The organism is Streptomyces sp. NPDC054047 (assembly GCF_055585065.1).
In genome coordinates, this window is record NZ_JBVJKV010000002.1 from 417244 (window position 1) to 429832 (window position 12589).

Annotated in this window: 14 protein-coding genes; 10 read left to right on the top strand and 4 right to left on the bottom strand. The window is 70.5% G+C overall.

Annotated features, from left to right (window positions below; genetic code table 11):
• Positions 1–125: 125 nt before the first annotated feature.
• Together ACZ6ZP_RS08485 and ACZ6ZP_RS08490 are read right to left on the bottom strand one after the other, a co-directional pair.
• Positions 126–971 carry a chitosanase gene (locus ACZ6ZP_RS08485; protein ID WP_351158793.1) on the bottom strand — a complete coding sequence of 282 codons (846 nt, stop codon included), beginning with the start codon at positions 969–971 and terminating at the stop codon, positions 126–128.
• Positions 972–1119: 148 nt separating this feature from the next.
• Positions 1120–3303 carry an alpha-N-acetylglucosaminidase gene (locus tag ACZ6ZP_RS08490; RefSeq protein WP_469406083.1) on the bottom strand — a complete coding sequence of 728 codons (2184 nt, stop codon included), beginning with the start codon at positions 3301–3303 and terminating at the stop codon, positions 1120–1122.
• 172 nt (positions 3304–3475) lie between these two features.
• Here ACZ6ZP_RS08490 and ACZ6ZP_RS08495 point away from each other — a divergent pair, with 172 nt between their 5' ends.
• Positions 3476–3829, top strand: a complete 354-nt coding sequence (locus ACZ6ZP_RS08495) for a winged helix-turn-helix transcriptional regulator (RefSeq protein WP_351158798.1) — start codon at positions 3476–3478, stop codon at positions 3827–3829.
• On the opposite strand, the gene ACZ6ZP_RS08500 is transcribed toward ACZ6ZP_RS08495, so the two are convergent.
• A complete protein-coding gene (locus ACZ6ZP_RS08500) occupies positions 3798–4235 on the bottom strand; it encodes a hypothetical protein (RefSeq protein WP_469406085.1) in 438 nt (145 codons plus the stop codon). The two genes, ACZ6ZP_RS08495 and ACZ6ZP_RS08500, sit on opposite strands and share 32 nt — an antisense overlap.
• Before the next feature lie 261 nt (positions 4236–4496).
• Here ACZ6ZP_RS08500 and ACZ6ZP_RS08505 point away from each other — a divergent pair, with 261 nt between their 5' ends.
• The 9 genes from ACZ6ZP_RS08505 to ACZ6ZP_RS08545 all read left to right on the top strand — a co-directional run bounded on the left by ACZ6ZP_RS08505 (position 4497) and on the right by ACZ6ZP_RS08545 (position 11645).
• A complete protein-coding gene (locus tag ACZ6ZP_RS08505; protein WP_351158803.1) occupies positions 4497–4931 on the top strand; it encodes a cupin domain-containing protein in 435 nt (144 codons plus the stop codon).
• Positions 4928–6001, top strand: coding sequence for a methyltransferase domain-containing protein (locus tag ACZ6ZP_RS08510; protein ID WP_469406087.1), 1074 nt, complete (start codon positions 4928–4930; stop codon positions 5999–6001). The genes ACZ6ZP_RS08505 and ACZ6ZP_RS08510 overlap by 4 nt, the downstream gene beginning before the upstream one ends.
• 20 nt (positions 6002–6021) lie before the next feature.
• On the top strand, positions 6022–7296 hold the full coding sequence (locus tag ACZ6ZP_RS08515; RefSeq protein ID WP_469406548.1) for a beta-ketoacyl-[acyl-carrier-protein] synthase family protein: 1275 nt from the start codon (positions 6022–6024) through the stop codon (positions 7294–7296).
• Entirely contained in the window at positions 7293–8534 is a 1242-nt protein-coding gene (locus ACZ6ZP_RS08520; protein ID WP_351158807.1) for a beta-ketoacyl-[acyl-carrier-protein] synthase family protein, read from the top strand. The genes ACZ6ZP_RS08515 and ACZ6ZP_RS08520 overlap by 4 nt, the downstream gene beginning before the upstream one ends.
• Positions 8513–8941: a holo-ACP synthase gene (gene acpS / locus ACZ6ZP_RS08525; RefSeq protein WP_361462164.1), complete on the top strand. Its 429-nt coding sequence runs from the start codon at positions 8513–8515 to the stop codon at positions 8939–8941. Before ACZ6ZP_RS08520 ends, acpS begins: the two co-directional genes overlap by 22 nt.
• 56 nt (positions 8942–8997) lie before the next feature.
• On the top strand, positions 8998–9252 hold the full coding sequence (locus tag ACZ6ZP_RS08530) for an acyl carrier protein (protein WP_351159364.1): 255 nt from the start codon (positions 8998–9000) through the stop codon (positions 9250–9252).
• Between the two features lie 4 nt (positions 9253–9256).
• Positions 9257–9700, top strand: coding sequence for an SRPBCC family protein (locus tag ACZ6ZP_RS08535; RefSeq protein ID WP_361462161.1), 444 nt, complete (start codon positions 9257–9259; stop codon positions 9698–9700).
• A 7-nt stretch (positions 9701–9707) separates the two neighbouring features.
• Positions 9708–10691: a carbohydrate kinase family protein gene (locus tag ACZ6ZP_RS08540; RefSeq protein WP_469406090.1), complete on the top strand. Its 984-nt coding sequence runs from the start codon at positions 9708–9710 to the stop codon at positions 10689–10691.
• Between the two features lie 102 nt (positions 10692–10793).
• The gene (locus tag ACZ6ZP_RS08545) at positions 10794–11645 is read left to right on the top strand and encodes a cyclase family protein (protein ID WP_469406091.1); all 852 of its coding nucleotides are present in this window, start codon (positions 10794–10796) and stop codon (positions 11643–11645) included.
• Between the two features lie 68 nt (positions 11646–11713).
• Here the strand turns inward: ACZ6ZP_RS08545 and ACZ6ZP_RS08550 are convergent, their stop codons facing one another.
• On the bottom strand, positions 11714–12379 hold the full coding sequence (locus tag ACZ6ZP_RS08550; RefSeq protein WP_351158820.1) for a response regulator transcription factor: 666 nt from the start codon (positions 12377–12379) through the stop codon (positions 11714–11716).
• Positions 12380–12589 lie beyond the last annotated feature (210 nt).

Sequence of the window (12589 nt, forward strand, 5' to 3'; positions counted from 1 at the left end):
ATCGGACCCCTCCGCCGTCGAGCACCAGCGAAGAATTCTTCACACAACACGTAAGCACCGCTACATCGGCAGCACCGCTGCATCGGCGCGGGGTGCCGGTGCCCCGCGCCGACGCGGACGACGGATCAGCCGATGCGGTACGGGTCCCCGTACACCTTCCACTCCAGCGGAGTGTTCAGATTGAGGTTGCCCTTCTTCAGGAACACCCGCTGTGCCGTGTCGACGCGGCTGGTGTCCTCGTGCGCCTCCTCCTGCCTCATCGCCCAGACGCGCGCGTCCAGGAAGGCGTTGAGGTACGTCACCTCGTCACCGCCCTGGGCCGGCGGCTTGGCCGAACGCAGCGCGCGCTTGCGGATGTTGCCGAAGCTGGTGCTGTCGCCGCCATTGCCGTGCATGACGATCGCGTCGTAGTACGCGAACTGCCCGAGGACGCCGATGCCGTCCGCCTTGCCCTGCTTGACGGACGGGTTGAAGTAGACGCGGTCCCGCTCGTCGTTCTGCGCCTTCTGGAACGCCGGGTCCTCGGCGGCCCGCTCCCAGTCGCGCGTGTAGTTGGGGTCGAGGCCCTCGTGGGAGTCGGTGCCGTCCACCTCGCGCAGCGCGGGCAGGTACTTGGCGAGGACGTTGCCCGGCTTGCGCTGGGTGTAGAGCTCGACGAGGTCGAGCATGTCGCCGGTGCCGGAACAGAAGCCGATGATCCCGGCGGTGTAGCCGCGGCCGTCGCCGATGTCCTCGCAGTAGCGGTAGTACTCCTTCCAGTTGAGGTCGGAGTTCTCGGCGCTGCACACGATCTTCATGGCGATCTCCTTCTTCGCCGGATCGTCGAGCCCGACCGCCTTCGCGGCCGGGGCCGCGCCCGCCGTCTGGGAGGCGATGACCGGTCCTGCGACGAGCGAGGCGCCGATGAAGGCGAGCAGAGTTCGGCGTGAGGTGTGGATGCGGGGCGTGGGGGCGCGATGGGGGGTGGGCACGGGACCTCCAAGGTGGGGGAGTTCGTCGATCCGATGACGCTTGGGCTCTTCCACGTACTGTTAGGAAGGTTTCCTACCAGAGTTCGAGGATGACGTATACCCGTCAAGGGAGGGCGAGTTGATGATCTTGGAGGCCGCGCCCCGCCGGTTATCGCGTCCCGATCAGCCGTTCGCGCACCTGAACAGCGACTTTGTACGTGTCTCCGGTCGGCCGGACGGCGAGCTGCCCCGGGTCACGAATCCACCCGTCTTCGAGCGTGAACCAGTCGATGGCCTTCGGGGCCCGCCCTTCGTCGAGCGCCGCACGCAGCTCCTTGAAGTACGTCCCCCAGCGCAGCCGGTAGAGCCCGCCGACCAGTCCGGCCCACTCTCGGTTGGCGTAGTCGCGCAGCCCCGCGTCCGCCCCGGACCGCGTGCCCCACACGGTGAGCAGCGACAGCTGGTCGTACGCGAGCCGGTTCCGTTCGGTCGCGTCGGCGCCCCACGAGCGGGCGTCGGCGACCCAACGCCCCAGGAGGTGGCGGGAGTCGGTGGCCACCAGCTTGTCGAGCAGATCCATGTGTCCGAGCCAGGTCCGGGTCAGCTCGTCGAAGCGGGCCGTGTCCTTGTCGTCGTACGCCTTCTTGATGTCGGGGAGGAGCACCCGGCTGCGGTTGGAGAGGGCCTGGCGCGCCACGTCCAGGAGGTCGCGGCGGTAGGCGGAGGAGCGGCGCAACTCGCTGCGTACGGCCAGTAGTTCGGTGAGGGCGGGTTCGAACTCCGCGGGCTCGTACCGCATCGCCTTCGGTGACCAGGCCGCCGCCGACTTCGCCGACAGGTCGGGCCGCGCGCCGAAGAGGCCGTCCGCGCCCTCGGACCACTCGTCGGCTCGGGTCGTGCCGTACGCGGTGCGGCGCAGGACGTCCCAGGCCGCCGCCGCGTGCGGGTCGGCGGCTCCGTAGCGGGAAACGGACCAGTCGGCGAACCAGGCGTCCAGGTCCAAGTCGCCTGTACGCCAGGCCAGTTCGGAGAAGAGCTCGAAGGCGGCCGGGTTGTTGTCGGCGGCCTCCGGCATCAGGGAGATGCCGCGCTGCGTGCTGCCCTCCTTGGTGCGCCACTTCTCGTAGAGCGCGGCCCAGTCGGGGGTGTTGGCGCCGAGGGCCGTGTGGCCGCCGAAGTTCCAGATCGAGCCGAAGGTGTACGGGGTCGCGTTCCAGTCGGCCTCGCGGTCGGTGACCTTCGGGAAGCGGTCGGAGAGGCCGTCGACCACCAGCATCATCGACTTGTCGACGGCGTCGACGATGGCCTCTGGAGGGTTGCTCTGCCAGCCGAGGATCACCCAGGTGGCGCCGGGATGCGCGGTCTGGAGGGCCTTCTCGACGGCCTTCGCCGCGTCCGGGACCGGGACGTCGCCCGGCTTGCCGCCCTCGTGCAGGAGGTCCATCTTGTACATCGTCGAGGCGCCGAAGAGATCGTCCTGGGCGCGGTAGAAGGCAGCGGCCACCCGGCCGAAGTGCTCGGTGCGCGGATCGAGCCAGTCGGGCCGCGCGAAGCCGACCCAGTCGCCCTGCGGCACGGTCCTCGCGCCGGGATTCCTCGCCGTGAAGCCGGGCGGGACCGTGCCGAAGTAGCCGGGGAACACCGGCGTCATGCCGAGGTCCCGCAGCCGGTCGGCGATGCGACGGCCCAACGCCGCCCTTCGGTCGAGGAGTTGGCGCGAGACGGGGTACGGGAAGGCGGACATGTTCTGGAGCAGCCACCACGGCTGGTGCGCCGGGGCCGGGATCCACTCGCGCAACTCCTGGTCGGAGTAGCCGAACTCCTGGAACACGCGGTGGTAGAGCGCGTCGGCGCCGACGTACACGAGCACTTCGTTGTAGCCGTGCAGGGCGAGCACGTCGATCTCGCGCTCCCAGTACGACCAGTCGTGGTACGCCCCCGTGTAGCCGTCGTTCGTGTCGTTGAGCACGAAGCGGTGCGGGGCGTTGGCGCGGCCGGTGACCGGCTCGTCCAGGCCGGGCAGCCGGTCGGGCAGGTCCAGCTGGTCACCGGCCCAGGTGATGTTCGCGTGCGCGGTGTGCTTCAAGTAGTGGCGCAGGCCGGTCAGTTGAACGGCCGGGGTCGATCCGGTGACGGTGATGTTCCCGCGCCGCCCGGATATCCGGAAGGCGTCGTCGGGACCCGCGGTTCTGAACGTCAGCTGCTTCCAGTGCCGGGGCAGCAGCCGTCGGGCGGCCTTGACCGCGGGCGAGGCGGAGGCCGGGGCGCCGTCGGCGGTGGAGCCGGAACAGGCGACGGCGGCGCCGGTCGTTCCGGCGAGTGCGGTGAGGAAGGTGCGGCGGGCCAGGGGCATGACGTAGGGATACCCTCCCGGGTCGGCGATGCTCGGGCGGGCGCCCGAGCGGTGCTGGACGGCGCACCACGATGAACCGCGCGCGGACCATGGTCAAGATGCCCTCGCGCGGCGGCCCTGCCCGTGCGCCGCGCCGCCGCACCGCCCGCGGCCCTGGTGCTAGCGTCGGCGGATGACCGCACCGCTGCCCGGCAGGCCGACCCGCGCCTCCACCACGGGCCGTCCCCTGATGGCCGCCCTCGACCTGTTCGGGCGGCGCTGGAGCCTGCGGATCGTCTGGGAGCTGCGGGCCGAGCCGCTGGGGTTCCGCGCGCTCCAGGAGCGGTGCGACGCGATGTCGTCCAGCGTGCTGCGCCAGCGCCTGACCGAACTGCTCGAAGCCGGCTTGGTGCGGCAACTGCCCGACAGCTCCTACGCCCTGACCGAGCTCGGGAGCGACGCCCACCAAGCCCTGCGCCCCCTGGACGCGTGGGCCGAGCGCTGGGCCACAGAGGTCAGCGCCGACTCGGCAGAGGGTCGGCGCTGAGCGCCTCCCGCATCTGCGAGACGGCGGCCTTCAGCGCGCCGAGCGGCCGGAGCAGCAGGGTCGCCTCCGTCAACTGACCCTGGGCGTCGACCTGTTGGACGAAGACGCCGTACGCGGCGGACTCCTCGCCGACGCTACAGGTGAAGGTCGTCACGCTGTGGTGCTCCTGCCCGCGCTTCTCGCCTTCCCCGCCTTCCCTGCCCTCCCCGTCCGCCCCGGGTCCGGAGAACTCCCGCAGCGGCTCGACCCCGCTCAGGCACTGCCCGATCTTCGCGAACAGGTGCGCCACGTCGTCCCGCCCGCCGTAGTCCGCGACAGGGCTGTGGAAGACGACGTCCCGCGCGAGCAGGAGCCGGGTCTGTCCGGGTGCGCCGGGTGCCAGTACGTCACGTACGTCGAGGGTCATCGGTCTCGCTCCTCCTGGCTCTGACTGCCGTCTGCCGACTGCCGGCTGCTTCGGTTTCCGAAGCGCTGTCGCGAGCGTAGCCCGGCCGCCGGGACTTTGTCCCACCCCCGTGGGCCGACATCCCGTCCGAGTCCGGCTCAATGTCCCGACGTCAGCGGCGGTCTATGCCCATAGATGAGCCGCCGCCGCTGACTTACGTTCGATTGCAGATTCGGATCCACTCGGATTCCGTCCCCGACCCCATCCCGAGAAGGGCAGCAGATGAAGCGCGTGCACAGGACCGCGGTCAAGGCCGAGATAGTCCGCGAACCGGGAGCGAAGGAGACCACCCACCGGAAACTCATCGACACACCGGACGGCGCCGACCGCTTCGTCCTCACCGAATTCGAGGTCGCGCCGAACGGCTCCACTCCGCCGCACTACCACGAGTGGGAACACGAGATCTATGTGCTCGAAGGCTCGATGGGGCTCGTCATGCCCGAGCTCGGCAAGACCGAGGAAGTCGGCCCCGGCGACGCCATCTTCATCCCCCGCAACGAGCCCCACGGCTTCGTCACCGGCCCGGACCAGACCTGCCGGTTCCTGGTCGTCGCGCCCTGCGAGCGGCCTCCGGTACGGAACGTGTTCCTCTCCGAGGACCCCTACGAGTACACGCAGAACCCCGAGTACGTGAGCCTCCTGGGGGGCGGCAAGTGAGTGCACCGACGGCCGCGGCACCCAGCCGCGCCCTCGCTCCGTACGAGGATGCACCGGACCCCGGTCCGCTCCTCGCCCTGAACTTCGGCTTCGCCCGCGCCAGGGTGCTCGGCACGGCCCTGGAACTGGGCGTGTTCACCGGCCTCGTCCGGGGCCCGCGCGGCGCCCGGGGCCTCGCAGCCGAGCTGGGCTGCGACCCCGACGGGCTGCGCGCCCTGCTCGCCGCCCTGGAGGAGCTGGGCCTGGTCGCGGGCGGTGACGGCAGCGGCGAGGACAGCTGGACGCTCACCGACGCCTCCCGCGCCTACCTGGTCGAGGGTGGCCGCGGCTACCTCGGCGAGCACTTCGCCGACGTACTCGCGGAGTGGGACCAGTGGACCGGCCTCACCGAACTGGTGCGGACCGGCGGGCACGGCGGCGGAGAGCTCGGCGCCCCCGAGAACCGGGACCTCTACCCGGGGATGTTCGCCGGGATCTTCCCGGTGGGGGTGCGCACCGCCTTCCGCGTGGTGCGGGAGCTCGCCCTGCCGGAGGCGGGCCGCGTCCTGGACTTCGCGTCGGGCGCCGGCGAGTGGGGCATCGCCCTGGCCGCCGCCGACCCGGAGGCACGCGTGGTGGCCCACGACGCCCCGGAGCTGCTCGGCGTCGCACGCGAGCGGGCGGCGGAGTTCGGCGTGGCGGAGCGGTTCCGCTTCGTCCCCGCCGACTTCACCAGGGACTACGCGGGCGACCTGCCCAAGGCGCCCTTCCCCGGCGGCTGTTTCGACACCGTCGTCCTCGCGCACCTGAGCCGCTTCGCGGGCCCGGACGCCACGGAGCGCCTCGTCCAGGAGTGCGCACGGCTGCTGCGACCCGGCGGCACCCTGCTGATGGTCGACGTCATGCGCCAGGAGCCGGGGCGGCCCGCCCTGCACCGTCCGATGATCGCGCTCAGCCTCCTGGTGAACACCGAGGCGGGCGGGGTCCAGGAGGAATCCGTGTACCGGGCGGTCATGGAGAAATACGGGGTGACGGCGAAGGAGTCCGTCACACCCGGCCTCATCACTGTTCTGACAGGAGAAAGGCGTTAGTGGTTCACGTGCGAGAAGTGGTGGTCACCGGGTTAGGAGTGGTCAGCCCGGCCGGAATAGGAACAGAAGCACTATGGGAAACGATCTCCGCGGGAAAGAGCGTCACGAAGCCCCTTTCCGACATCACGAGTTCGGTGCTCTTCGGAGACTTCGACTTCGTGTCGGACTCGATCGCTGAGGTCTCCGGATTCGAGGAGCAGATACCGGGCCTGCCGCCCGAGGTGCGACGGCTCGACCGGTACACGCAGTTCGCCGTGGCGGCCGCCTACCAGGCCGTACGGGACGCGGGGCTCACGCAGGGCACCTACGACCCCGTACGCGCCGGACTCTCGCTGTCCACGGCGGTCTGCGGCACCCCGAAGATGGAGGAGGAGTTCCTGCGGGTCACCGACGAGGGCCGGGGGCCCATCGACCCGGCCAAGGCGGGCCGCGACCTGTACCTCGCGTCCATGTCGAACACCCCGGGCACGATCCTCTCGGCGCTGCTCGGCATGCAGGGCCCGTGCGTGACCCTGTCGACGGGCTGCATCGGCGGCGTCGACGCGATCGGCCACGCCTACGAGGCGATCCGCCACGGGGAGGCGGACGTGATGATCGCGGGGGCCACGGAGGCGCCCATCACCCCGGTGACGGTGGCGTCCTTCGAGATCATCAACTGTCTCTCGCGCTCCCACGCCGACCGTCCCGAGGCCGCGTCCCGTCCGTACGACGCGGGCCGCGACGGCTTCGTGCTCGGCGAGGGCTGCGGCATCGTCGTCCTGGAGTCGCGCGAGCACGCGGAGCGCAGGGGGGCCGCGCCCTACCTGACGGTGGACGGCTTCTCGCACACCTCCAACGCGGCGCACATGACCGACCTGCTCTCCGACGGCGAGGACCTGACCCGCGCCATGACCCAGGCCGTGGCGGAGGCCGGCCTGCGTCCGCGGGACATCGACCACGTCAGCTCGCACGGCAGCTCGACCCCGCAGAACGACACCTGCGAGACCAGCGCCCTCAAGCTCGCCCTCGGCGAGCGCGCCCGGGAGATCCCGGTGAACTCGGCGAAGTCGATGGTCGGCCACGCGCTGGCCGCCGCGAGCGCCATGGAGATCGTGCTCTGCGCCCTCGCGGGCAAGCACTCCTTCGTCCACCCGACCGCCAACTACGAGAACCCGGACCCCACCTGCGACCTCGACTACGTACCGGGCGAGGGCCGCCCGTGGCACGGCAAGGCGATCCTCAAGGGCGCCAGCGGGTTCGCGGGGCTGCACGCCGCGCTCGTCACACGGGCCGTGCGGGAAGGAGCGCACCGATGAGCGTCGTCATCACCGGGATCGGCGCGGTCACGCCCGCGGGCACCGGCATCGATCCCCTCTGGGACAGCGCACGCGCGGGCATCCCGCAGATCGCCGCCATCGACCGCTTCGACGCGTCGGAGTACGCCACGTCGGCGGCGGGCCAGGCGGACTTCGACGCCGGCGCCGAGCTGCCCTCCCGCTTCGTCAAGCGCACCGACCGCTTCACGCACCTGTCCGTGCACGCCGTACGGCAGGCGCTCGCCGACGCCCGCGTCACCGTGGGCGAAGAGGCGTCCGCCGAGCGCACCGGCGTCATGGTCGGCAACATCCTGGGCGGCTGGGAGTTCGCCGAGCGCGAGCTGCGCCACCTGTGGACCGACGGGCCGCGCGCGGTCAGCCCCTACCAGGCGACCGCCTGGTTCCCCGCCGCGCCGCAGGGCAACATCTGCATCGACCAGGGGATCAAGGGCCCGGCGCGCACGTTCGTCGCCGACCGGGCCAGCGGTGCGTACGCGTTGATCGGCGGGGCGGAGGCGCTCCTGCGCGACCGCGCCGACGTCGTGATCGCGGGCGGCGTGGAGGCGCCCCTTTCGCCGTACGGCTGGCTCTGCATGGAGACCAGCGGCCTCGGCGCCAAGTCCCGCGGCTCGCTCGGCCCGCACGAGTTGTACCGCCCGTTCGACGCGGGCCACGGCGGCAGCGTCTTCGGCGAGGGCGCGGTGTTCCTGGTCATGGAGCGGCGCGAGCACGCCGAGCGGCGCGGGGCGCGCATCCTGGGCGAACTGGCCGGCTGGGGCGTGACCACCGACGGCTACATGCCCTACTACACGGTCGAGCCGACCGGGCAGGTCCTCGGCCGCGCCATGCGGACCGCGACGCGGCGCGCCGGGATCTCCGGCGGTGACATCGGAGCGGTCTTCGCGCACGGCTCGGGCGTCCCGTTCGAGGACGTGACGGAGGGATACGCGCTGCACGAGGCGTTCGGCTCCGCCACCGCGCGCCAGCTTCCCGTCACCGCACCCAAGTCGGGCTTCGGCCACCTCCTGGGGGCGGCGGCGCCCGCCGACGCGGCGCTCGCGCTGCGGGCGATGCGCGACGGGGTGGTGCCGCCGACCGTGAACCTGGACCGGCAGGCCCCCGGGATCGACCTCGACCTGGTCGCGGGGCAGTCGCGCCCCGTGGCCGACTGCGAGCACACGCTGGTGGTCTCGCGCGGCCTGGGAGGTGTCAACGCATGTCTGTTGCTGAGGCGTTGACCTCCCAGGAAGTGCTTCCCCGGTCGGCCGGCATCCGCGCGGTGGGCATCGACATCGTCGACGTCGAGCGTCTTCGCGCCATGGTCGAGCGCCGTGGGCAGCGGATGGTCGAGCGGCTCTTCACGGTCAATGAGCAGGCCCAGTGCGAGGGCACGTCGCCCCGCCACCGGGCGTACTGCATGGCCGGTCGTGTCGCCGCCAAGGAGGCCGTGCGCAAAGCGCTCGGCGGCTACGGCGAAGGCCTGGGCTGGCGGGACGTCGAGATCGGCCGCGACGCGTCCGGCGCACCGGTGCCCCGCCTGACCGGCCGGGCCGACGAGGCGATGCGGCGTGCCGGATACAGCGGGCTGCACATGAGCATCTCGCACGAGGCGGGCGTGGCCGTGGCGATCGCGGTCGCCGACTGACCTTTCACCTCATCAAGACCGACCACCTGAATTACCCGAAGGAGTACGTGAGTTCCATGGACATCCGCGAGAACGTGGTCACCGTCATGCGCGGTGCCGGCTTCGAGAGCGAGGCGCTGACCGACGACCAGCGCCTGGCCGAGGACCTCGACATCGACTCGACCGAGCTGGTCGAAGTGATCGTCGCCCTGGAGCAGCACTTCGGCGTCAGCATCGACGCCGACGCCGAGGGGGGCTTTCGCACCTTCGGTGACCTCGTCGACTGTGTGGGGCGCCTGCTGTCGGCCGGCGTCGCCGCGGTGGGGAGCTGAGACGATGCCCAGGATCGAGAACAGCGTTGTCATCGAGGCGGACGCACAGCGCGTCTTCGAGATCACGAACGACATCGGCCGCTGGCCCGACCTCTTCGACGAGTACAGCCACGCCAAGGTGGTCTCGGAGGAGCGGGACGGCCGCTGGACCGAGATCCTCTTCGAGCTGACCAACCCCGAGGGCTCGACCTGGAGTTCCTGGCGGCTCCTGGACCACCGCGAGCTCACGGCGGTCGCCGAGCGGCGCGATCCGCTCTTCCCGTTCCGCTACATGCACCTCAAGTGGAGCTACCGGCAGGTGCCCGAGGGGACCCTCATGACCTGGGTCCAGGACTTCGAGGTCGACGACGCCTTCGATGTCCCGCTGCCGACCGTCGTGGAGCGCATGCAGCTGCACACCCGGCAGAACCAGGCGGGCATCAAGCGGAAGATCGAGTCCGGGGTCTGAGTTCTCCGTGCCCATCGCCATCACGGGGGTCATCGCGATGGACCACCTCATGACCTTCCCGGGCCGTTTTCCGGAGCGGTTGGTGGGGGACCGGCCGCACGTCGCGTCCCTCGCCTTCCTCGCCTCGCGGCTCGAGATGCGCCGGGGCGGCGCCGCGGCCAACGTCGCCTTCGGCCTCGGCCGGCTCGGTCTCGATCCGGTCCTGGTCGGCGCGGTCGGTTCCGACTTCGCCGACTACCAGGTGTGGCTCAAGCAGCACGGGGTCGACACCGAGTCCGTACTCGTCGTGCCGGGCGAGCACACCGCGCGGCACGTGTGCACGACCGACCTGGAGGGGGAGCGGGTCAGCACCTTCAGGCCGGGCGCCCTGTGGGCCTCCTCCACCCTCTCGCTGCGTTCCGTCGCGGCGAGCACGGGCGGCCTCGGCCTGGTGGTGGTCGAGCCGGGCGATCCGGCCGCGATGCTCCGGCACACCGAGGAGTGCCGCGCACTGGGGCTGCCGTTCGTGGCCCACCCTTCGTGGCAGATCGAAGGGATGGGCCGTGCGGACATCAAGCACCTGATATCCGGGACGAGTTGCCTCATCACCAATGAGGGCGAGTCGGAGCGGCTGAGGGAGGCCACCGGCTGGAGCGGCCCGCGCGTCCTCGAACGGGTCGGGGCGTGGGTGACCACGCTCGGCGCCGCCGGGGCGCGCATCGAGCGTCCCGGCCGTGAGCCCTGCCTCGTCCCCGCCCTCGGCTCGGTCACCGTGGCCGAGCCGAGCGGGGCGGGAGACGCGTTCCGGGCGGGCCTCGTCGCCGGGATCATCCAGGGAGCGCCGCCCGAACGAGCCGCCCAACTGGGCTGCGCACTGGCCTCGTTCGCCCTGGAGACGACCGGCACACAGGAGTACGCGATGGACGTACGCCGCCTCCTCGACCGGGTCAGAGAGGCGTACGGCCATACGGCGGCGGCCGCGATCCGCCGCCTGCTCACCTACGCCGCGTGAGGCGTGCCGCAGCAGGCGTGCCGCATCGGGCGTGCCGCATCAGGCGTGAGTGAAGACCGACGTCCCGTCACCGACAGAGAAAGAGTCAGGAGCATCCGATCCATGTACGTAGACCTGAGCATCCCCATCAGCCGCCGGGCGCCCGGCGTGGAGTTCGAGCAGTGGCTCCACCGCGACGGCATCCGCCACCTCTCGCGCAGGATCAGGGCGCTGCCGGGGGACAGTCGCAAGGACCGGCGGCGCAACTACTGGCGCTGGCTGACCGGCGCCCGCCGGCTGCGCGCACGCGATCTGCCCGACGGCTGCTTCCTCTCCAACGAGTTCTACCGGATGTCCGTCCACCAGGGCACGCACGTGGACGCGCCCTTCCACTACGGCCCCGAGTGCGCGGGGGAGCCCGCGAAGAAGGTCCTCGACCTGCCGCTGGAGTGGTTTTGCGGGTCCGGCGTCGTCCTGGACGTACGGGAGTGCGGGGGGAGTGTCACGGCGTCCGACGTCAAGGAGGCGCTGCACGCGGCCGGTTCGGAGGCCGGACCGGGGACGGTGGTGCTCTTCCGCACCGACTCGGACCTGCGCCTGGGCACCCCCGCGTACTACACGCGGTCCACCGCGATCACGCCCGAGGCCGTCGACCATCTGCTGGACCTGGGCGTGAAGGTGCTCGGTACGGACTGCTGGAGTTTCGACGGCCCCGCCCGCGCGATGGTGGAGTCCTTCTACGGGACGCGCGACCCCGCCGCTCTCTGGCCCACGCATCTTCATGGCAGGAAGCGGGAGTTCATACAGATTGAGGGCCTTGCCCGGTTGCGGGATCTCCCGCAGCGCGGCGCGTTCACCTTCATGGCCTTCCCCATCGCGCTCGCGGATGCGGGCGCGGCATGGTGCAGGGCGGTTGCCGAAGTTTCGGAACGAGTATCGGATCGAGTACCGGAACGAGTGCAGGAACCGATTTGAACGGGTCAATTGCTCGGGCAATTGAGACGCGTTCCGTTGCGCTGTCAGGGAGATGGCCGTCCAGTGCGTCACGGGTCCGTCACGAGTCCTCCTTGGCGACCCAGGGAGCGTTTCGCGTACAGGACGGTCTGTACACGGTTGGGGGTGCCCAATTTGGCGTAGATACGGCTCAGATAGTTGCGCACGGTCTTAGGACGAATGCCCAGCGCGGTGGCGATGCACTCGGTCTCGCGCTCGTCGGCGATCAGGGACAGGATCTGCCGCTCGCGCTCGGTCAGCGTCGACAGGGCCGTGTCGTCGCCGCGGTGGCGGCCCGACATGAGCTGCAGGATCGGCCCCGCGGTGGCCGCGGTGAACGCGGCGCCGTCGCGGTGCACGGCGAGGAGCGTGCCCCGCAGCTCGTCCGCGTCGATGCTGCGGGAGAGGTACGCGTTGGCGCCGGCCACGAAGGCCTCGCGCATATAGACCGGCTGCTGGTTGGAGGAGAGGATGACGATGCGCACGTGCCCCGACTCCCGGCGAATGGCCCGGATCGCGTCCACGCCGCCCGTTCCGGGCACGCCGAGTCCCATCACGACGATCTGTGGGCGGCGCCTGCGTAAGTGCTCGACCGCCGCTGCGGCGTCATGGGCGATGGACACCACTGAGAATTCCGTAAACCCGTCGAGAAGCTTTCGGAAACCTTCGAGCACGAGTTGTTCGCTGTCGACGAGCAGGACCTTTATCGATGACATTGATCTCCCCCTGGGTTCCGCATTCACGACTGTGAAAGATCAGAACATGGGGGCATCAAGTGATGTTCTCCTTGCCCCCGTTGGCTGATTTTCATCGTCGACGAATTATCTGCCTGATCCGATGCTACACCACCTTCACAAATCCCCTTCCGGTAAATAATCAATAGTGAGGTCGACGTCACGCGGCGATTTATCGGAGTCACAGATTCC

Excerpts from the sequence above, each read along its gene's own strand:
- ACZ6ZP_RS08505 (WP_351158803.1), top strand. The coding sequence starts at position 4,497 with ATGAAGCGCGTGCACAGGACCGCGGTCAAGGCCGAGATAGTCCGCGAA.
- acpS (WP_361462164.1), top strand. The coding sequence starts at position 8,513 with ATGTCTGTTGCTGAGGCGTTGACCTCCCAGGAAGTGCTTCCCCGGTCG.
- ACZ6ZP_RS08495 (WP_351158798.1), top strand. The coding sequence starts at position 3,476 with ATGACCGCACCGCTGCCCGGCAGGCCGACCCGCGCCTCCACCACGGGC.
- ACZ6ZP_RS08520 (WP_351158807.1), top strand. The coding sequence starts at position 7,293 with ATGAGCGTCGTCATCACCGGGATCGGCGCGGTCACGCCCGCGGGCACC.
- ACZ6ZP_RS08500 (WP_469406085.1), bottom strand. The coding sequence starts at position 4,235 with ATGACCCTCGACGTACGTGACGTACTGGCACCCGGCGCACCCGGACAG.
- ACZ6ZP_RS08530 (WP_351159364.1), top strand. The coding sequence starts at position 8,998 with ATGGACATCCGCGAGAACGTGGTCACCGTCATGCGCGGTGCCGGCTTC.
- ACZ6ZP_RS08550 (WP_351158820.1), bottom strand. The coding sequence starts at position 12,379 with ATGTCATCGATAAAGGTCCTGCTCGTCGACAGCGAACAACTCGTGCTC.
- ACZ6ZP_RS08535 (WP_361462161.1), top strand. The coding sequence starts at position 9,257 with ATGCCCAGGATCGAGAACAGCGTTGTCATCGAGGCGGACGCACAGCGC.
- ACZ6ZP_RS08490 (WP_469406083.1), bottom strand. The coding sequence starts at position 3,303 with ATGCCCCTGGCCCGCCGCACCTTCCTCACCGCACTCGCCGGAACGACC.
- ACZ6ZP_RS08545 (WP_469406091.1), top strand. The coding sequence starts at position 10,794 with ATGTACGTAGACCTGAGCATCCCCATCAGCCGCCGGGCGCCCGGCGTG.